Annotated in this window: 13 protein-coding genes and 8 pseudogenes; 9 read left to right on the forward strand and 12 right to left on the reverse strand. The window is 70.4% G+C overall.

All coding sequences use genetic code 11. The features are described 5' to 3' along the window. Positions 1–269: 269 nt before the first annotated feature. Together ACIQ8B_RS24785 and ACIQ8B_RS24790 are read right to left on the reverse strand one after the other, a co-directional pair. Positions 270–2285, reverse strand: coding sequence for a SpoIIE family protein phosphatase (locus ACIQ8B_RS24785; RefSeq protein ID WP_403549716.1), 2016 nt, complete (start codon positions 2283–2285; stop codon positions 270–272). Positions 2286–2733: 448 nt separating this feature from the next. Next, positions 2734–3177 (reverse strand): annotated as a pseudogene (locus tag ACIQ8B_RS24790) (FAD-dependent monooxygenase); the annotation flags it as partial. Positions 3178–3220: 43 nt separating this feature from the next. Here ACIQ8B_RS24790 and ACIQ8B_RS24795 point away from each other — a divergent pair. Then, positions 3221–3580, forward strand: coding sequence for a MarR family winged helix-turn-helix transcriptional regulator (locus ACIQ8B_RS24795; RefSeq protein ID WP_403549718.1), 360 nt, complete (start codon positions 3221–3223; stop codon positions 3578–3580). A 437-nt stretch (positions 3581–4017) separates the two neighbouring features. Then, entirely contained in the window at positions 4018–4395 is a 378-nt protein-coding gene (locus ACIQ8B_RS24800) for a nuclear transport factor 2 family protein (protein ID WP_403549720.1), read from the forward strand. Positions 4396–4476: 81 nt separating this feature from the next. On the opposite strand, the pseudogene ACIQ8B_RS24805 reads toward ACIQ8B_RS24800, so the two are convergent. The 4 genes and pseudogenes from ACIQ8B_RS24805 to ACIQ8B_RS24820 form a co-directional block, all read right to left on the reverse strand. Beyond that, positions 4477–4887, reverse strand: a pseudogene (locus ACIQ8B_RS24805) (transposase); the annotation flags it as partial. Positions 4888–4994: 107 nt separating this feature from the next. Next, positions 4995–5054: pseudogene (locus ACIQ8B_RS24810) on the reverse strand (transposase); the annotation flags it as partial. Positions 5055–5247: 193 nt separating this feature from the next. Continuing rightward, complete coding sequence (locus tag ACIQ8B_RS24815; protein WP_403549722.1) at positions 5248–5823, reverse strand: transposase; 576 nt, start codon at positions 5821–5823, stop codon at positions 5248–5250. Next, positions 5820–6335 carry a winged helix-turn-helix domain-containing protein gene (locus ACIQ8B_RS24820; protein WP_403549724.1) on the reverse strand — a complete coding sequence of 172 codons (516 nt, stop codon included), beginning with the start codon at positions 6333–6335 and terminating at the stop codon, positions 5820–5822. Before ACIQ8B_RS24820 ends, ACIQ8B_RS24815 begins: the two co-directional genes overlap by 4 nt. A gap of 131 nt (positions 6336–6466) precedes the next feature. Between ACIQ8B_RS24820 and ACIQ8B_RS24825 the strand changes: the two genes are divergently transcribed. Together ACIQ8B_RS24825 and ACIQ8B_RS24830 are read left to right on the forward strand one after the other, a co-directional pair. After that, positions 6467–6934: a hypothetical protein gene (locus ACIQ8B_RS24825; protein ID WP_403549726.1), complete on the forward strand. Its 468-nt coding sequence runs from the start codon at positions 6467–6469 to the stop codon at positions 6932–6934. Positions 6935–6952: 18 nt separating this feature from the next. Continuing rightward, a protein-coding gene (locus ACIQ8B_RS24830; RefSeq protein ID WP_403549849.1) for an IS5 family transposase occupies positions 6953–7752 on the forward strand; the annotation gives its coding sequence in 2 pieces (ribosomal slippage) (positions 6953–7292 and positions 7292–7752; 801 coding nt in all). Between the two features lie 118 nt (positions 7753–7870). Here the strand turns inward: ACIQ8B_RS24830 and ACIQ8B_RS24835 are convergent. Continuing rightward, positions 7871–8305 carry a hypothetical protein gene (locus tag ACIQ8B_RS24835; protein ID WP_403549728.1) on the reverse strand — a complete coding sequence of 145 codons (435 nt, stop codon included), beginning with the start codon at positions 8303–8305 and terminating at the stop codon, positions 7871–7873. Between the two features lie 341 nt (positions 8306–8646). Between ACIQ8B_RS24835 and ACIQ8B_RS24840 the strand changes: the two genes are divergently transcribed. The 3 genes and pseudogenes from ACIQ8B_RS24840 to ACIQ8B_RS24850 all read left to right on the forward strand — a co-directional run. Further along, complete coding sequence (locus ACIQ8B_RS24840) at positions 8647–9555, forward strand: MerR family transcriptional regulator (RefSeq protein WP_403549730.1); 909 nt, start codon at positions 8647–8649, stop codon at positions 9553–9555. 1 nt (position 9556) lies between these two features. Beyond that, positions 9557–9784 (forward strand): annotated as a pseudogene (locus ACIQ8B_RS24845) (hypothetical protein); the annotation flags it as partial. Between the two features lie 273 nt (positions 9785–10057). Next, positions 10058–10651, forward strand: a pseudogene (locus tag ACIQ8B_RS24850) (transposase); the annotation flags it as partial. Here the strand turns inward: ACIQ8B_RS24850 and ACIQ8B_RS24855 are convergent. Next, positions 10580–11725, reverse strand: a pseudogene (locus tag ACIQ8B_RS24855) (serine hydrolase domain-containing protein); the annotation flags it as partial. The pseudogenes ACIQ8B_RS24850 and ACIQ8B_RS24855 overlap by 72 nt on opposite strands. Positions 11726–11906: 181 nt before the next feature. Here ACIQ8B_RS24855 and ACIQ8B_RS24860 point away from each other — a divergent pair. After that, positions 11907–12073: pseudogene (locus ACIQ8B_RS24860) on the forward strand (transposase); the annotation flags it as partial. Between the two features lie 386 nt (positions 12074–12459). On the opposite strand, the gene ACIQ8B_RS24865 reads toward ACIQ8B_RS24860, so the two are convergent. From ACIQ8B_RS24865 to ACIQ8B_RS24880, 4 genes and pseudogenes are all read right to left on the reverse strand, one after another. Continuing rightward, positions 12460–13809, reverse strand: coding sequence for an oxygenase MpaB family protein (locus ACIQ8B_RS24865; protein ID WP_403549732.1), 1350 nt, complete (start codon positions 13807–13809; stop codon positions 12460–12462). A 146-nt stretch (positions 13810–13955) separates the two neighbouring features. Beyond that, positions 13956–14669: a polyprenyl diphosphate synthase gene (gene uppS, locus ACIQ8B_RS24870; RefSeq protein WP_403549734.1), complete on the reverse strand. Its 714-nt coding sequence runs from the start codon at positions 14667–14669 to the stop codon at positions 13956–13958. Between the two features lie 252 nt (positions 14670–14921). Then, positions 14922–15110: pseudogene (locus ACIQ8B_RS24875) on the reverse strand (sigma factor-like helix-turn-helix DNA-binding protein); the annotation flags it as partial. A gap of 459 nt (positions 15111–15569) precedes the next feature. Then, positions 15570–16868: a helix-turn-helix domain-containing protein gene (locus tag ACIQ8B_RS24880; RefSeq protein ID WP_403549736.1), complete on the reverse strand. Its 1299-nt coding sequence runs from the start codon at positions 16866–16868 to the stop codon at positions 15570–15572. Positions 16869–17542: 674 nt separating this feature from the next. On the opposite strand from ACIQ8B_RS24880, the gene ACIQ8B_RS24885 reads away from it, so the two are divergent. Next, positions 17543–18220, forward strand: coding sequence for a PAS domain-containing protein (locus ACIQ8B_RS24885; protein ID WP_403549738.1), 678 nt, complete (start codon positions 17543–17545; stop codon positions 18218–18220). Positions 18221–18311 lie beyond the last annotated feature (91 nt).

The following is an 18311-nucleotide window of genomic DNA, read 5'->3' on the forward strand; positions in this document are numbered from 1 at the left end:
TGCGCGGTGGCGTCGGTGCCGGGGGCGCTGGAGGAGCGAGAGGCGGCTGCCCGCGTGCGGGTGGAGGGCTTGCGGGAGGAAGCCGCGCGGTCGGCTGAGGTGCTGGAGGCCGCGGAGGCCGAGCTGGACCGGCGGGTGATCGCGCGGGAGGAGCTGATCGAGGCCCTGGCAGCCTCCGCGGCCGCGTCCACTGCCGTGACCACGACCGAGGCGGGGGAGGAAGCGGCGCCGTCGCTCGCCCTTGCTCGTGGCGGGGGGCGGGCGGGGTGCTACGGCACGGACAGGCGCAGGGCCACCAGCGCCGTGTCGTCGTCGTTGTCGGCGGTCAGCATCCCGGCGAGCAACTCGTCGCAGAAGGATTCCAGTGGGCGTCGGGCCGCGGTTGACGCGTGGCGGCGCAGCCGGTCCAGTCCGTCGGTGAGGTCTTCCTTCCGGCGTTCGACCAGCCCGTCGGTGTACAGCAGCAGCGTGGAACCGGGGGGCAGGGGGTGGACGGCGGTGCTGTGGCGGGGGTCGGGGAGCAGGCCGAGCATGGGGGAGCGGCCCTCGTCCAGGAAGTGTGCGGTGCCGTCCGCCTCGACGAGCAGCGGCGGGGGGTGTCCTGCCACGGAGTAGTGGAGCTGCAAGCGGCCTGGCGCCGGTCGTTCGATCCGCGCCAGGACGCAGGTGGCGGTGCACTCGAGGTACAGGGTCTGTATGGATGCGTCCAGACGCCGCAGGATCTCGCCGGTGGGTTCCTCACGGTCGAGGGCGAGTCCGCGCAGCATGTTGCGCAACTGGCTCATGGTGACCGCGGCGGGCAGGTCGTGGCCTGCGACGTCACCGACGGTGAGGACGGTGGCGCCGTCGCGCAGCACGAAGGAGTCGTACCAGTCGCCGCCGACTTCGGCGGCCGAGCTGCTGGGCCGGTAGCGGACGGCGATGCCGAGGCCGGGGACGTCCGGCGGCTCGGTGAGCAGGCTGTGCTGGAGGGCGAACGCCACCTGCCGGGTTCGCTGGTACTCCAGGGCGTTGCTCAAGGGGGTGTGGGCCCGTTCCAGGAGCGTCTGCAGCAGACTGATCTCCGACTGGCCGAGGGGTGGGCGGTCTCCGTTGACGCAGGCGACGACCAGGGCGGCGGTGGTGCCGTCGACGACGACCGGAAGCAGGACGACGCTGTTGGCGTCGGGCGCCAGCCAGGGTTCGGCGCCGGGCAGGGCGATATCGGGCGGCGGTGAGCCGGGCGGGAAGACGGCGTGGACCGGGCGGCGCCGGTCGGCGGCGCGGACGAGGGCGCTGTCCGGGCCCAGATGCTCGGCGTCGTGCGGGGGCGGGACGGGAGGGCCCTGGCGGGTCACGGCGGCGACGCGTTCGGCGGTCAGGGCGGTCCCCGGAGTGCGGTGCAGGGCCTGTGGGAGAAGGTAGGAGGTACAGCTGTCGGCGAGCTCGGGCACGATCACCGCGGTGAGGGCGGCAAGCATCTCGTCCGGCCGGGCGGTGTCCGCCGTCACGGCGGTCGCCCGGGCCAGCAGCTTCTCCCGGCGGGCATCCTGCCACTCCTGCTCGACGTCCCGGCACGTGCCTATCCACTCGATCACCGTGTCCCCGTCGCGGACCGGCGCGGCGTCGACGGCGAAGTGCCGGTAGCCGCCCGTGGCCAGCCGCAACCGGTAGGCGTGGGTGAAGCGCGGCTGCACCTCCCGCAGGGCGCGGCTCCACCGCTCGATGACGGCGGCGCGGTCGTCGGGATGGACCGCGTCGATCCATCCGTCGCCGCGGAACTCCTCCCAGCTCTGCCCGGTGACCCGCTGCCAGCCCGGGCTCGGCTCGGTCACACCTCCTTCCGGGCCCGTCACCCACACCATCTCGGACCCGGCGCGCACCAGGCTGCGGTAGCGCAGCAGTGCGCGGCGTCGCTCCTCGGACAGGACACGGATCCGCCGTGCGGCGGTCACCTGCTCAGTCGTTTCCACGACCACGCCCAGTACGCCACGACTTCCGTCACTCACCGTCGCGCGGGAGACGCTGAACGTGAAGTAGCGTGTTCCCTTCCGTGGTGAGTCCGCGAAATCGAGGTCGATGGGAACGGCCGTGAGCACCTCGGCCTCGCCGGTGGCGAGGACCCGGTCGAAGATGTCGAAATAGCCGGACTGCGCGAGGTCGGGAAAGGTGCGCCGGAGGGGCCGGCCCAGCGGACGGTCACCGAAGGTCTTCCGGTAGACGGCGTTGGTGTACGCGAGTCGGTGCTCCGGCCCCCGGGTGAACACCACACCGATCGGCGCGGGATCGAACATCTCCAGCCTCATGCGGGCCTCCACCTGCCCCTGCCCGGGAAGTGAACGTGGGCAACGAATCCCCAGTACCCCGCGTCCAGGGCCCGACGCTCGACCTCCGTCATCTGGCTCGTCGAAGGCGGGCGTCATCCACGCGGCGCTGACCTGGCCGCCTTCTCCACGGCACGTCGGCCGAGGTGGTCCGGCGGCCGTACGACAGCACCGAGGGCGTGCTGGACGGCACGCGCGCGGGGCCGGAGGCCGTAGCGGGCACGCCGGACTCCCTCGAGGCACTGCTGACGCCGCACGGCCGGGCCGTGCCGGCCCACCCACCCCACCGGACGGCCGGCTGCGGTCCTGCGCACCGCCGACGGGACACCGGGGGCTTCCCGTACGGCTGTACCACGCCGATGGACGGCCCGAAATCAGATCAGTCTCACCAAGGGCCTGTCCGGCGGACCGGGGCGGGGGAGAGGAGGGCTCAGAGCGCCGTCGCGTACTCCGGCAGCGTCCGGGAGGAGTGTGCCGCCCGTCGGGTCTCGGCCTCTGCCGTCGCCAGTTCCTTCGCCATCGCTTCCGGGTCGCGGAGCAGCGCGTTGCGGGCGTTCACCTGGGCACGCGTCGTCGGTGTGACGATTGTGCCGCCGCCGGCGGCCAGCGCCTGGTTGCGCTCCGCGAAGGGGCGCATCCGGCGCTCGTACGCCGTGAAGGCCTCGGCGTGGTCCGCGTGTGAGGCGAGCTCGCCGGCCAGGACGCAGGCGCCGACGAGCGCGACGCTCGACCCCTGCCCGGAGAGGAAGGACGTCGCGTGCGCCGCGTCGCCCGCCAGCGCGACCCGCCCGTGGGACCAGGCGGGCATGTGGATCTGGCTCACGATGTCGGAGAAGAGGTCTTCGGACGCCCGCATCGCCGCCACGAGCCGCGGAGGCGGCCGGTCCGTCCCTGGACCGTCCCTGGACCGTCCCGCCGTGGGGGTGCTGGTGTCCCTGCTCGCGGCCGGGGAACCTCTGCGTATCGGGGAGATCGCCGACCGCATGCAGGTCGTGGGCCCGCACGTCATCCGCCAGGTCCAAGTCCTGGAGAAGCGCCGCCTCGTGCGGCGCATCGCCGGCCCCCGCGACCGCCGTGCCGGCCTCATCGAGCCCACGGAGGCGGGCAACGAGGCCGCCCACCGCTATGTCGCCTCGCTGCTCGGCTGGTTCGCCGAGGTCCTCGCCGACTGGCCCCGGCAGGACCGCGACGGCCTTCTCCGCCTCCTCGCCCGCTTCGCCGACGAGGTGACGGCCCGGCTGGCACTGCCGGAGGGAGGGGAGGGCGCGGGGGTATGACTGGCCCTGACAGAAGGGGGTTGATCATGTGACTGTCGGCTTGATCGCTCGTTGATATGGGCATGGGGAAGCGTCGATCGCGGCCGACACCGGTGTCGCGCTCTCCACCGAGCTGGGCAGTTCGGCGCCGGCGGCCGGGCCCTGTACGCCCCACGCCCCGACGCCCCGGATCGCTGGGACCGGACCGGCGGCACTTCCTCACCGTCCCGGGCCGACTTGCCGGCGACACCTTCGACCGGATGTCGGAGGAAGGTTGGCCGTGCTGCTCGGAGGTGGAGGTGTGCATGCCGGGCCCGGCCCCGCACGGCGGTGGCGGCGCTGGGCTGACGGGGTCGGTCCGCCGACCGACTCGCTGGTGCTGTGACCGGAATGGTTCACCGTGATCGGAAGGCGGCTCGCGGGACGAGCGCACGCGCAACGACTGGTATTACTGGGGCATGCAGGAAGAAATTGCACGCTCCGCGATCGACACGTTCATCTCCGCGTTCAACGCCCCGGACGACAGCTATGTGACCGCCCTGCTCTCCCAGGCTCTGACCTCAGACGTGGTCTTCTGGGGGCCGTTGGGTCGCAGCGAAGGAATCGCGGCGGTCGAGCGGTTCGTGCTGGACATCCGGCGCCACCCGGCGGGAACCGGCACGATGGTGCGCTGCTCGGCGGTGGACATGCCGGACGAGTGGGCCCGGTACCAGTGGGTCTTCACCACGCCGGATGGAGGTCCCCGCCTGGCGGGAACGGACGTCGTCCATCTGCGGCGGAGCCTCATCGACCAGGTCATCGTCTTTGCGGGGGAGATCGAACCGTCCGCCTCCTGAGCCGTCCTTCTGTCGCTGTCCTTCCCCTGAACTTGCCCTTCCGGCGCTCGGGGCTGCGGTTCGCGGTTGGCCGGACTGCGGTGTTGAAGGGCGTCCGCCCCAGCGGATGCCCTTCTCGCCGCGGACGAGGGCGCGTTCCTCGCGTTGGGCGGCGAGTACGTCGGGGTGGCGGGCGTCGGTATCGTGCCAGCGCGGGTAGCGGTGCGGTGCCTGGGTTTGCGCGGGGTGGCTGCGGTGGTGGGAGTCGGCCAGGGTGAACTGCCGCAGCGGGCCGAGATGGGCCTCGATCGGATTGGCCCAGGAAGCGTAGGTCGGGGTGAAGCACAGCTCGGCCTTGTTCTTCTTCGCCCAGCGGCGGATGTCCGCGCCGGTGTGGGCGGAGAGCTTGTCCAGGACGATGTGGATCGACTTGAGCACGGCCAGGGTGTTGGCGGTGCCCTTGCGCCGTCGGTCGACGCCCCACAGCCGGTCGTCGCCCACGGAGCAGCAGCCAGGCGGCGATTTTGCGGATCGACCAGCGGGTGAAGGGCTGGCCGGGCCTTCGGCCCACCCTGCGACCAGGCTCTGCGCCAGCGCTGCACCGACCGGACGCTGACCCGCAGGTCGTGCGCGATGTCCGCGTTTTCCTCGCCCTGCCGGAACCGCTCGGCCGCCTCCATCCGTGACTTCTCGCAGAAGGCCTGCCGTTCGTCGGTCAGGCCACCGCCATGGGCCTACCTCATGTACTCGGCATACCCCAGGAATCACGGGTCGTCAGCCCTGTCGGCACCATGCTTCGAAGGTCAGTGATCGTGACCGCTTCACGGAAGTCGTGCCAGAACCAGAAATGGCTCTGGCTTACTGAGTTTTTCGTTAGTTCTGTGGTGTTTGGGGATGAATGGTCAGGCCGGTGTGGGTGAGGAAGGACCACGGGAGTTGCTCGCTGGAGCAGACTCGGTGGATGCCGCGTTCGGCTGCGTCAGCGACATCGGCGAGGTGGTCGCCGGCGAGGTTGGCGAGCTCGCGGGTCTTGATGGCCGACCACAGCAGTTCGACCGGGTTGAGTTCGGGTGCATAGGCCGGCAGCCGCTCGAGGGTGAGCCAGTCCTGCTCGGCCACCCAGGCCCGCATGCCCCGACTCCAGTGGGCGGACAGTCCGTCCCATACCAACACCACCGACTCACCGGCGTAGAAGGTCTTGATCTGTTCCAGCACCTCGATCAGGGAAGCGGTGTCGTAGCCGCCCGGCTTGAGGTGGAAACACAGCCGCGGGCCGCGGTCGCAGTCGGCGGCGTGGTAGCCCAGCGCGGCGGCCATCGAGGCTCGTTTCCAGTTCAGCCGGTGCCGCAGAGTAGGGGTGCGGCCGCGGGGTGCGTAGGTGCGACGCACCTCGGGCAGCAGCGACACGCCCGATTCGTCGAAGAACACGATCCAGGCACGTTTCTTCACCGCCCCTTTTTGATGCGCGGCCACTCCTGGGCGACCCATCGGGCGATCTCGGATTTGTCCCGCTCGACGGCCTGGCGCCGGGGCCGCTGCAGACTCCACCCCAGCCGCCCGGTCAGCAGGCGCCATACCGAGGCCCGGGCCAACGTCACCCCGGTCACCCGCTCAACCACCACGCCGACCCGCTCCAGCGTCCACAGATCCGCCTCGAACCCGTGCGCCCGGGCGCCCCGCTCCAGCGCAGTCCGCACCGCTTCGACCTGGGCGTCATCCAGCTTGGGCGGCCGACCGGTGGCCGGACACCGCCGCAATGCCTGAGCCCCGCCCTGCTCCCACAGGCGTTTCCACCGGCGCACACTCTCGGGATGCATCCCCACTGCCCGGGCAACCTCGGACGAAGGACGTCTCTGCTCGAACAACTCGGCCGCGCGCATGCGACGGGCCTCGGCCAACTGCGGCCGCGTCAACGGCAGAACGGAGACATCAGCGACAGCATCCTGCGGCTTGGAAGACACACCATCAGGCTCGCACTGCCGAAGCCCCTGCACCCACAGAACTAACGAAAAACTCAGTAAGACGTCATCTCATTTGGTGAGTCTGTGCGACGATTCGTCGGCCAGTAGGAAGCCATGAGGGAGCCAGGCTGATGGAGTACGTCAATCTCGATGCGCAGGTCGGCGACCTGTCAGGGGTGTTGGACCCCTCTCGCTACCTGAAGCAGCTGCCCTCAATCTGTGGTGATCTGCCGCCGGGTGCCCGGTCCTTCGCCACTGATACGGATCACTACGACTTCCGCAGCAGGCAATGTGTGAAGGACCTGACGCTTCGGGCGGTCCGGGGTGCCGGCGGTGAGGAGATGGAGGTCGAGTTCCAGCACAACTGCTGGAAGCACGACCAAGACCTGCTGATCCGCTACGCAGGGGTGTCCAGCTTCATCATCGATTCCGCCGACGAGGACCGAGGAGCGGACCTCGGGGCTGTGATTCTCGACGAGATCCTGCCGTGCAGGGACGGCTGCAGTCACGAGATCGCCTGCTGGGACGGCACACTCACCATTGTCTGCCGTGACCTCCAGGTGATCTGGACTGAGACCGTGTGTTCTAGCAAGCCGTAGGCGGAGCACGGCGTGGGGATTGTTGAGCGGCTGGTGCCGGATGAGCTGTGGGAGCTGTTCCAGCGGGTGGTGCCGGAGGCGCCGGCGCGGCCTCAGGGCGGCGGTCGGCGCCGGCACGGCGACCGTGAGGTGCTGGCGGCGATCGTGTTCGTCGCGACCTCCGGCTGCACCTGGCAGCAGCTGCCGGCGGCCTCGTTCGGTCCGTCCGGGGCGACGGCGCACCGCCGGTCCACCGAGTGGACCAAGGCCCGGGTCTGGGCCAAACTGCACCGCCTGGTCCTGGACGAACTTGGAGCCCGCGGCGAGCTGGACTGGTCGAGGTGCGCGATCGACTCGGTGAACATGCGGGCCCTAAAAAGGGGGACCTGACGGGTCCGAATCCTGTCGATCGGGGAAAGTATGGGTCGAAGATCCATCTGATCACCGAGCGGACGGGTCTGCCCCTGTCCGTCGGAATCTCCGGCGCCAACGTCCACGACAGCCAGGCCCTGCTCCCGCTGGTGAAGGGCATACCGCCGATCCGGTCCCGCTGCGGCCCCCGTCGGCGCAGGCCCGGCAAGCTCCACGCGGACAAGGGCTACGACTACCGCCACCTGCGGCAATGGCTGTCCCGGCGGGGCATCCGGCACCGCATCGCCCGCAAGGGCATCAAGACCTCGCAGCGGCTGGGGCGGCACCGGTGGACGATCGAACGCACCATGGCCTGGCTCGCCGGCTGCCGCCGCCTCCACCGCCGCTACGAGCGCAAGGCCGAGCACTTCCTCGCTTTCACGAGCATCGCCTGCACCCTCATCTGCTACCGCAGACTCGCTAAATGAGATGACGTCTAATTCCCGTGAGCACGTAGCCGTGAGGGACACCGGCTGGGCAGGCAGCGAGGATCGACCCGAGTACGCGTGCTGCCCGCATGTCAACCGAGCTGCTGACGAAGGAGTCTCAGTCGACAAGGTCTCTCGCTTCGTAGCTGGCCAGCCCCATGGCGAGCAGGGGCGGTACCAGTGCGTTCAGATACCACGCCATGTCAGTCAGGGCTGGTGCTCCAGAGAGCCTTCGCCGGTCGATCGTCGGGATGAAGGAACAGCGTGATCGGCCAGCGTGAAAAAGTAGCTGGCCACCGGTTTCCGCAGTCGAGTGATAGATGCAGACGCCGACGTGGTGGTCGATGTTGTCCGGTGAGTCCACCACGGTCAGGACCTCAGCTGCCTGATCGGTTGAAGCCGACTGCCAGTCGAACAGGTCGTCGTTGTTGACCATGTAGGAGAGACCAAGCGGTTCCTGCAGCGACCACCCCTCACCGCCCAGAGCTCGCACCACGGCGTCAACGGTGACGGCACGGGCGAACGCGAGATCGATGTCGGCGGTCCTGGACATTCGCGGCTCCTGTGGTGGGGATGTTCGATGTCGGAAGCGTTTCACGTGTTGGCATCGGTTGGGCGACATCCCGCGGGTTCCCGTGGTTCTTGCCAGGGCCCGGAACCGCTGGCCTGGAGCTTCTCTCTCGTTCGCGTGAGCGGCCGGTCAGTGATGTGACTTCGGGATTCCTGAAGCTCTCTCGTCCGATCCGATCAGTCTGCAGTCCGGTCGAAGGCAGGGAGGCGCATGCTGTCGACGCCGGCGGTGGTGAGGAAACTCGGCAGAGTTCTGGAGAACTCACGGGATGTCGCACTGAGGCGCTTGAGTCTCCAGCCGCCGGAGGGTTCAGGATCTTACTCATGGACGACGAACGCCCCGACGTGCTCACCATTGGCCGGCTCGCGCACCGCACCGGACTTCCGGTGCGTACCCTGCGCTTCTGGTCGGACGAGGGGGCGGTGCCGCCTGTGGGCCGTTCCGCGGGCGGCTACCGGTTGTACGACGCCGAGTCCGTGGCCCGCGTCGAGCTGGTCCGCACCCTGCGGGAGCTGGGCCTCGGTCTCGATGACGTGTGCCGCGTCCTGAGCGGCCGCACCACGGTCGCCGGGGTCGCCGACGCGCATGTGGCCGCGCTCGACGCGCAGATCCGCTCCCTCAGGGTGAGCCGGGCCGTCCTGTCCACCGTGGCGAAACGGGGTTCGACCGTTGAGGAGACAGCACTGATGAACCGGTTGGCGCGGCTTTCCGCCACCGAGCGCAAGCAGATCATCGACGAGTTCAAGGAGGAGGTGTTCGGCGGCCTCGACGACCCGCGCCTGCGCGACCGCATGCGCGCCTACAGCATCGAATTGCCCGACGATCCCACACCTGAGCAGGTCGACGCCTGGATCGACCTGGCCGAATTGGTGCGGGACCCCGGGTTCCGCGCCCGGTTGCGTACATGGACGGAGCTCAACACGCCCGTACCGGGGCAGGGCCGTCCCCCCGGGGCGTCCATCTGGTGGGCCAGACAGATCGTGCGGACCGTCGCGGAGGTCAGAAAAAGCGGGGTCGCTCCCGAGGGGCCGGCAGCGGCCGAGGTGTTGTCCGAGCTGTTCGGTGACGCCGATCGGGCCGCCGTGCTGCGCAGCCTGGAGGCCGGGATCGAGGCAGGAGCAGAGCACTACCGCAGGCTCGTCGCCCGTGTGCGCGGGCAGGATTCGTCGCCCGACGCGACCGAGGAGCTGGAATGGCTGGCGCGGGCCCTGCGCGCCGCGGACCAGACCTGACCTGGCGCTCGGCCTCGGCACCGGGACGGGCCGCCGACCTCGCGGTGCCACTCGACCGGGACGGGCTGATCGCCTACGGGCTGCGGCTGTCCGACAACGGCGCCACCCGGCTGAGGACGGCGGCGTTGGCCCGGAGGCCGGACCCGGACACGGCACGCGCCGTCCTGGCCCCGGACCGGTATGCCGGCCCTGGGTACACAACCGGCAGTTCGGCAGGCGGTCGCAATGACCGAGGACATCCAGGCGACGTCACCGCCGAGACCTTTCGGATCCCTCAGCACCCTCGCGTTTCACCCGAACCCACGGGTCCATCGGCCTGACGCACACCGATGGACCCATGGGTTCGCGCTGAAGGACCTCCGGTTTCCCCGAACCCACGGGAATCCAGGGGATGGAGGAACATCCATGTCAGATCGTGCGCTAACCTCGCGCTTTCACCAAGCGGGCTGTCCGAGGGGTGATCAAAAAAGCGGGAAGTGTCTCTGACCTGCAACGACGGGACTTGCTGAGGGTCCTGTGCTACCCGCGTGTCCGCGTCGGGGGCGGCGGTCGTGGGGCAGTCTCGCAGGCCGAGGCCGTGCTGCTGGTGGAGACGGTCCGCAAGACCGGCCTGCACCAGGCGCTCTCGGCGGCGTTCGCGCCGTGGCGCAAGGCCCGGGCAGCGCACGATCCGGGCAAGGTGCTGCTGGATGTGGCGCTCGCGGTGGCGCTGGGCGGGGACCGCCTGGCCGATGTCGCGATGCTGCGGGCCGAGCCGGCCGTGTTCGGGCCGGTCGCCTCCGACCCGACCGTCTCCCGGCTCGTCGACACCCTCGCCGCCGGCGGGATACGGGTCCTGACCGCCCTCCGCGCCGCAGTACGCGACTCCTGTCGAAGAAATCAAGCGGTGTCTTCTGCGGGTGCGCGCCCCTGGTCACCCGTTTTTCCGGTCGCCGCACACCGCCCGGTCCAGCAGGCGGACCGCGGCCTCCGCCTGCTCGAGGAAGCGCTTCTCGTCACCGAAGCGCGTGGTGAAGACAGCGGCCGCGGCCGACACCCGGCCGTCGGGCGTGACGGCGGTCTCGGAGGCGGTGCCGAAGGACGTGCCGCCGTGGTACCAGATCCCGCCCCCGCAGCCCTCGGCCGGGCGCCAGGCGAGGCCGAGCCCGTAGCGGGTCCTGCCGTCGGTGGCGTAGCCGGGCGCCGGGACGGTGGTGCGCATCTGCTCCAGCTGCTCCGGCGGCAGCAGCCGGCCGCCCATCAGGGCGCGCAGGAAGGTGTTCATGTCGCGGGTGGTGCTGATGATGCCGCCGTCCGCGCCGCCGCCCACGGCCAGCGTGGTGTCGGTGAGGTCGTCCCGGCCGGGGAACTGCGTGTACCCGGTGGCCGTCGGCATCGGCACGTACGGCGAGGTGTCCGGTATCAGCGTGCGGCGCAGCCCCAGCGGCTCGATGATCCGGTCGTGCACCTCCTGCGCCCAGGGGTTGCCGGTGGCCTTCTCGATGACCATCCCGAGCAGCACGTAGTTGGTGTTGGAGTACGCCCACTGCGTCTCGGCGCCCGGATCGTCCGCGTCCGGCAGCCAGCCGGGGGCGCGCTCCATCGCCACGGCGACCTGTTCCTCGGGGGTCTGCGAGCGGAACCGCTGTGCGTGGAAGCGCTCGGGCGTCAGCTCCGCCGGGTCCTCGAAGGCGATGTCCGTGTAATTGGCCAGGCCGCTGGTGTGCTGGAGCAGGTTGCGCAGGGTGATGCGGCTGCCGTCGTTGCCGTTGCCGGCGACCACCCCGGGCAGCCACTGCTCGACGGTGTCGTCCAGGCCCAGCGTGCCCTCGCCGACCAGCTGGAGCGCGGCCACGGCCGTGAAGGTCTTGGTGTCGCTGCCGATGCGGTAGTAGGCGTCGAAGGGCACCCGGCCCCCGTCCTTCAGGCTCGCGGTGCCGGACCGGGCCTGCGTCTCGCGCCCGGCCGCGTCCCGGACGAGCACCGTCAGCCCGGTGGCTCCCGCGTCCCGTACCGCGTCCGCGTCCCGCTGCAGCCGCGACCGCGCGTCCCCGCCGCCGGAGCCCATGGCCTCGGCCGTGGTGCCCGGCCCGAGAAGCGATGCGGTCCCGATTGCGGCGACCCCGGCCACGGCCAGCCCCGCACGCCACCGTCCGGACCGTCCCCACCGCGCACTCTTCGTGATCTCCATGGCCGGAACGCTACGGAGGGCCGGCGCCGCGGACCATCCAGCTGGCTGCCCGGACGGGGGTGGTGCTGGCCCCCTGCCACCCGGCGGCCACCGCCCTCCTTGCCGCACCCTCTGGCACCGTGACGGCGGTTTCCGGTCGACCTGGGCCCGGGTGGGGACGCCGCCGCCGGCAGTGCCCCGGTTCGCGGTGGTCCCGCGTCGTTGGGTGGTGGAGCGGACGTTCGCCTGGCTGGGACGGTGCCGCCGCCTGTCAAGGACTACGAGTACCTGCGCGTCTGCCCGGAGAACGCCGTCTACCTCGCCATGGCCATGCTCCTGGTGCGTCGCCTCGCAAGACCAGTCCACTGAGGGGCTTTTCAGACGCCCCCTGGGCGAGGGCGCGCGATGAGGACGCGCCGGCGCTCGCCGCCGGAGAGCCGGTCGAAGGGGCAGTCGGTCAGGGCCTGTCTCTTTGACCCGTCCTGGCAGCGCCACCAGGAGATGCCCCGGCGGTCCTGACGCTGTTCGTCCCCGGGTGCTCCTGGGCGTGATGCTCGTGCTGGACACCTTCGAAGGGTTCCTGTTCCCTCCGCCCGGTACGCCGTCGCAGGACTTCAGAAGCTCACCTGACCGCGGAAAGCGGCACCTTGCGCAACCGCCTTCACAGGAAGGCCGGTCGTAGGGCACGACCGCTGTGCCAGCGGCCGTGCTCGTGCCAGGAGGCGCCGTCTCCGGCTGGTTGCCTGTCCGGGCGGTCATGCTTCGGCGAGGAGGGGATCGTAGGGGGTGGTGCGCCGGCGTGCGGACATGAAGGACAGGAAGTCGTTGATGAACGCGCTGCGGCTGTATGTCTCACCGGTCCCAGTGGTGTCACGGTGGAACGCGGTCCGGAACAGGGACCGGTACTCGTCCGCGTCGATGCTCTGGTCACCGTTCTTGTCAGTCACGTCGAAGAGGACTTCGGCGACCCTGATCAGTGCGGGACCGGCGAGCGACGGGACGGCGGAGGCGTACTCGTGGGCGCTGATGCGGCCGTCGCCGTCGGCGTCGAGGGCCGCCTGCAGTTCCCGCCACCAGTCCGCGTAGGCGTTGTAGAGCCGGGTCTCCTCGGGCTCGTCCAGGTCGAGCCGACTGGAAAGCTCGCGGGCCATGGCGGCGAGGTCGGGCCAGTCCAGGTATCCGTCCCCGGTCTGGTCGAGGACGTCCGTGAAGAACTCCTCCGCACCACGCTGCGTCGTGGTGGTCGCGGCGGGCTCCGGTTCCGGGGGCAGTGGGGCGATGAGGCGAATAAGGGCGCCGGCCCGCTTCATCCGATCACGCAGGGCGGCGATCGTCCTCGCGCGGGGATCGTCGCTGTCGGGGGAGAGTGACAGCAGTTCGGCGATGCTTTCGGCCTGGATCCACCCTTCGGGCAGGAACCGGGCCAGACCGGCCGCCAGGTACACACCCTGCATCAGGGTCTGCACCCCCGCGATCTCGGGCAGACCGGCTCGCCGCCGGAACGGCTCCGGCAGGGACGCCACGGTGATCGCTCCGATGACCGGGCCGGCGACGGCCCGGCCGGTCGCCCACAGGGCGGGAAAGCCGTTCAGTACGGGTGGTGCGGGGAGGTGGTCGAAGAGCTTGTAGAGGATGATCCGCATCGCCTCGGTGTTCTCCAGCTCCTCAGCGACCACCCGGTCGTAGTAGGGCCAGAACTCGTCCAGAGTGAGCGGCAGATGGCCGGCTTCATCCCCCATCGCGGCCAGGAAGGCCTGGAACTCGGCGTACAGCTGCTCCATGGTCCTCTGCTCAAGGGGCTGTCCGCTGAGCCGGCACATGGTGACGGCGCTTTCGAACATGGTCGCCACCACCCAGGCACGCACACCCGGGTCCATCGCGTCGTAAGGCCGGTCCCGTGCGTCGGTGCCGTGCAGCCGTGCGTGCATACGGTTGAGCCGGGTCGCCTCCCTCTGCCGTACGTGGTCGTCGGCACCGAACATCCGCCGCAGGCTCATGAAGGTGTTGCTCAGTCTCCGCCAGGGATGGACGACGAAGGTGGAGTTCTCGATCAGGGCGGCACCGATCTGCGGGTGCGCGGCTTCGAGCACGGTTGCCCGAATCATGGCCAACGCCCAACGCGGGTCGTTGAAGAGCGTGTGGAACTGTGAGCCGGGACCGAACAGGGGCTCTCCTCCGAAGTCGCGATCCCCCGTTCCGTGGCCCCCTGTGCCGGCGCCAGCGGTGGGGGACTGAGAACGGTCTGCAGTCGTCACGATCGGGTTTCTCCGTTCTGGTTCGGCAGTACGCCGCCGAAGCGGCGCTCGCGCTGCCGGTAGGCGTGCAGGCACTCGAGGAAGTCGGACGCGCGGAAGTCGGGCCACAGCGCCGGCGGGAAGACCCATTCGGCGTAGGCGACCTGCCAGAGCATGAAGTTGGAGATGCGCTGTTCGCCGGAGGTGCGGATGACCAGGTCGACATCGGGGGTGTCGGGAAAGGGCAGATGAGCGGCGAAGCTCTCCTCGGTCACGGCCTCGGACGGCACGCCGCTGCGGATCAGCGACCGTGCGGCCTCCACGATGTCCCTGCGGCCACCGTGATCGAAGGCGACGGTCAGCGTCATCTGCCGGTTCTGGTCGGTCAGCGTCATCAAGTCGGCGATGTCCCGGGCCAGCCCGGGAGGGATGCGGGGATCGGTCATGCCGAGGAAACGGCAGCGGATGCCCCGCGCGTGCAGCAATGGGGCGTGCTTGCGTACCACTCGGCGCACCAGGTGCATGAGGAATTGGATCTCTGTGTCCGGGCGGCGCCAGTTCTCGGTGGAGAACGCGAACAGACTCAGCCAGCCCACTCCGGCCGCCCGCGCTGCCTCGATGACGTCGATCACTGTTGTCTCTGCAGCGCGGTGGCCGGAGGTTCGTGGAAGCGATCGTTGCGCTGCCCACCGGCCGTTTCCGTCCATCACACACGCGACGTGACGCGGCACCTCACGCGGCCTCGGCGGAGCCGTGCCCTTGGCAGCGGCAGTACGGGCAGCGGGCTCAGTTGTGGACTGCCTTACTGTCACGTCCGCCCCTCTCAGCGGTCGGGACGGACGCCGCCCCGCAGTGGAGGAGGCATCGTCCAGCGGCACCGCCACCGTCTTACGGTCATCAACGGAAGGCTGACAGCGTTCGACGCCGTATGGTCCGCACATCTCATGAATTCACCCTTAGTACGTATGTGCGGGTCGGAATGAGGCCCGGTGCGCGATCTGGCGAACCGCGACCGGACTCTTGTCAACGGCCTCCGCGATCTCGTCGTATCCCAGATCGAACACTTCGCGCAGCACGAACACCGCCCGCTCGGTCGGGGCGAGCGTCTCCGACACCAGCAGCACCGCCATCGAGACGCTGTCGGCCAGCTCGACATCCTCGGCCACAACGGGCCCAGCTCAGCCACGGGTTCAGCGATCACCTCGGCCGACAGGCTCGTGATCCTCCGGTCGCTGATGGTCGCTGCACGAGACGCGTTCCCCACCACACGACCATGACCGACGATCAGAAGTTCGACGTTCCCCCGCCTACCGTGCACCAGCTCGCTAGCCGGACCACTCACTCCCTGAGTCGGCTGCCCGGCGGGCAGCCGACTGCCGTCGTGCGGGGGCTGCGACGGGAGGTGTCGCCGTCACGGGCCCGTGACGGCGACAGCGTTCGCCACCGCGCCCTTCCGCCTGGAGTACATCGTTCCAGCGCCGGTTGACGCGTTCCTGCTCAGGCTCGCCCTTCTCGGCGCCGGTTCTCTTCGCCTGGCCGTCCTGCTGCGCGGCCCACACGGTCCTCGCCTTCCGGCCCGGCGGGCTGCCTCCCCCTCTCGGACGGCTCCGCTTGCCCCACCGGCGCGGCTTTCAAGCTGGTCGGCGGCCCGATGCCGGACGAGGCCCGTCCGGCCGGGCCTCGTCCGGCATCGGGCCGTCCTGCGGGGAGTGGACGTGGGCCGCCAAGGTGGTGGCCAGGGCCTGCCAGACGTGGGCCGCGAGGTCACGGTTGCCGGACTCGCTCGCCTGACGCGCCAGCCGTTCCAGGGCGGTGACGCCCTCCTCGACACGGCCCGCCAGGATCGTGAGCCGGCCGTCGAGGACCGACAGCCGCACCCGGTCGCGGTAGGACAGCCGCAGGTTCTCCTCGGACAGCACGGCCCGGCTCAGCGCGCGGGCGTCGTCCAGCCGGCCCTGCGCGAACGCGAGGTGCGCCTGGAGCATGCGCAGTTCCTGCAGTTGCGCGGGCGTGCCGGTCAGGCCGAGGACGGGGGCGGCCTCGGCCAGCCAGCGCTCGGCCGCTGCCACCCGGGGTGGTGACATGTGCAGCACTGTCGCGGTGGCGGCGGCCCGCAGCCGCGCCCACAGGGCCAGGTCGTCCCCGCTCTTGAGGAGGCCCAGGGCGGTGTCCAGCCGGGCCAGGGCGGTCGCTTCGTCGCCCTGGCGGTCGCTGACCTCGGCGGCCGCCCACAACGCCTCGGCCGCCGGCGCGGAGGGGGCCCGGGGCAGCAGATCGCGTTCCATCTCGTCGATGTGCCGGGAGGCCGCCTCCCACCTGCCGAGTTCCGTCTCGATGCCGATCAGCACCGTCAGGGCGGCCAGGGTGTCGGACACGCCCAGCTCCGCGGCGCGGGCGACGGACAGCGCCTCGGCGGCCGCCGGTTCCGCGCCGCCGGCATCGCCCAGGGCACGGGTGCAGCGGGCGTACCGCACCAGCGACCTGGCCCGCAGGTCGGGTGCCTCCAGCATGCGGCTCAGCTCCAGCAGTTCCAGCAGCCGGGCGCGCTCGAGCTCGTAGTCGCCGTCGCGGCCCGCGGCTCGGCTCAGCAGCCACAGGGCCTGCCAGCGAGCGGCGGGATCCTCGCCCGGGTCCTCCTCGACCGCACGGACGAGCGCCTCCGTGCCGTCCGTCCCCGCGGGCGCCGAGGCCACGGAGGCCAGCACCTCGGTCAGGGACCTGCCGTCCGAGGGTCCGGTCAGGGCGGAGGCGTCGACGCCGAGCCGCCGGGCGAGATAGGCCACGGTCCGCTCCGTGGGGCGCCGTTCACCGGACTCCAGGCGCGACAGATGCCCCGTCGACATCCCGTCACCGGCGACATCGGCCTGGCTCAGGCCCCGCGCGGCACGCAGCCTTTTCAGCCGGCGGCCGAACTGCGGCTGGTCCAGCATCTCCCTCCTCGGGTTCGGTGGCCCGATCGGCACGGTACCCGCGGTTCCGTTTGCCCGAACGGGTGCGTGAGTTGTCAACACTTTAGGAAGCGCGGCAAGGGGCGACAAGCCGTTGTGCGTGGCCGTCGGCGCATTCCGGAGGCGGTGTCGCCACTCCGCCGGGATTGTTTGCATCGAGGGTTCTCCGTGCCCGAAACAGGCCCGGGTGTGGAACATTTGACGAGTTCACCTGACAAACTCTTGTCTCAGGGGTTGCCTCCCCTTAGTCTCGAAGGCGACCCCCTCCAACGAACCCCCTCTCCGTAACTGTGGAGGTTCCAGTGCCGCGCACTGCCCGAACGGGCTTCTGTTCACGGCAGGACGTACGGTTGGCCCGCCCGGCCGCCCCGTCGTCCGCCGACGGGACCGCGCCGCAGGGTCGAATGATCATGACAACGTTATCCAGGTGACCCGGACGACGGTCGCTCTGGCGCCGCTTCCTCCGCTCACCCCGACCCGCCCCGGGGGCCCGGCGCCCGCCGTTCCCCGGAACGACGCGGACACCCGGCCCGGGCCACCGACGAGGTGGCGCGCCGTCACCGGGCGCTCGCCGACACCCAGGCACAGCGCACGGCCCGCTCCGCGTCGGCACACCCTTCCCAGCCCCCACGCGCAGGAAGAAGGACGGTACGTCCGTGGCGACCACGAGTTTCCCCGACGCCTCGCCCCGTAAGAAGACCGCCGCTGCGGCTGTTCCGGTCCGCCGTGACCCGATCGGCACGCCGGACGGTGCCACCCCGGAAGCCGGCTGCACGGCCCACGTGTCCCCCCGGACGCTGGCCGTCACGGCAGCGGAACCGGAATTCGCCCGGCAATTCGGCCTGAGCGCCGACGAGATATGCGGACGCGGCCTGCTCGAACTGCTCCGTTCCCCGGTTCCCGGACAATTGCGGGAAAAGTTCACCGCGCTTTCCTCGGGACGTTGCCGCAGATTCAGGGAAAGGGTGACGGGTCGCGACGGAGAGGGCCGGAATTTCCCGGCCGAAGTCACCGCGATCGCCGTCGGACAGCCCACGGGTGAGATCGTTGGTCTGGTCGTGTTTCTGCGCCGGGCCGAAGAAGCGGCCGACGGCGGACCCGTACTCAGCGCCCTCGACGCGCAGGTGCTGGAAGGTGTCGCGAGTGGTGAATCCACGGTGCAGTTGGCCTCCCGTCTCTATCTGAGCCGTCAGGGGATCGAATACCGCGTCGGCCAGATGCTGCGGCGTTTCGACGCCCCCAACCGGCCCGCCCTGGTGGCGCGGGCGCACGCGCTCGGGATGTTCGCCACCGGACAGTGGCCCCCGCGGGTCCTCCCGGAGCGTGTGCGGTAGCGCGGAGTCCGGGCCCGCCGAGCCCCGCGCCGGCGGCCGTGGCGGAGACACACCGCCACGGCCGCCGGAGTACCGGCCCGCCCCGGGGGTG

Source organism: Streptomyces sp. NPDC096105 (assembly GCF_044763335.1).
Taxonomy (GTDB): Bacteria; Actinomycetota; Actinomycetes; order Streptomycetales; family Streptomycetaceae; genus Streptomyces.

Excerpts from the sequence above, each read along its gene's own strand:
- ACIQ8B_RS24785 (WP_403549716.1), bottom strand. The coding sequence starts at position 2,285 with ATGAGGCTGGAGATGTTCGATCCCGCGCCGATCGGTGTGGTGTTCACC.
- ACIQ8B_RS24800 (WP_403549720.1), top strand. The coding sequence starts at position 4,018 with ATGCAGGAAGAAATTGCACGCTCCGCGATCGACACGTTCATCTCCGCG.
- ACIQ8B_RS24825 (WP_403549726.1), top strand. The coding sequence starts at position 6,467 with ATGGAGTACGTCAATCTCGATGCGCAGGTCGGCGACCTGTCAGGGGTG.
- ACIQ8B_RS24835 (WP_403549728.1), bottom strand. The coding sequence starts at position 8,305 with ATGTCCAGGACCGCCGACATCGATCTCGCGTTCGCCCGTGCCGTCACC.
- ACIQ8B_RS24840 (WP_403549730.1), top strand. The coding sequence starts at position 8,647 with ATGGACGACGAACGCCCCGACGTGCTCACCATTGGCCGGCTCGCGCAC.
- ACIQ8B_RS24865 (WP_403549732.1), bottom strand. The coding sequence starts at position 13,809 with ATGATTCGGGCAACCGTGCTCGAAGCCGCGCACCCGCAGATCGGTGCC.
- ACIQ8B_RS24880 (WP_403549736.1), bottom strand. The coding sequence starts at position 16,868 with ATGCTGGACCAGCCGCAGTTCGGCCGCCGGCTGAAAAGGCTGCGTGCC.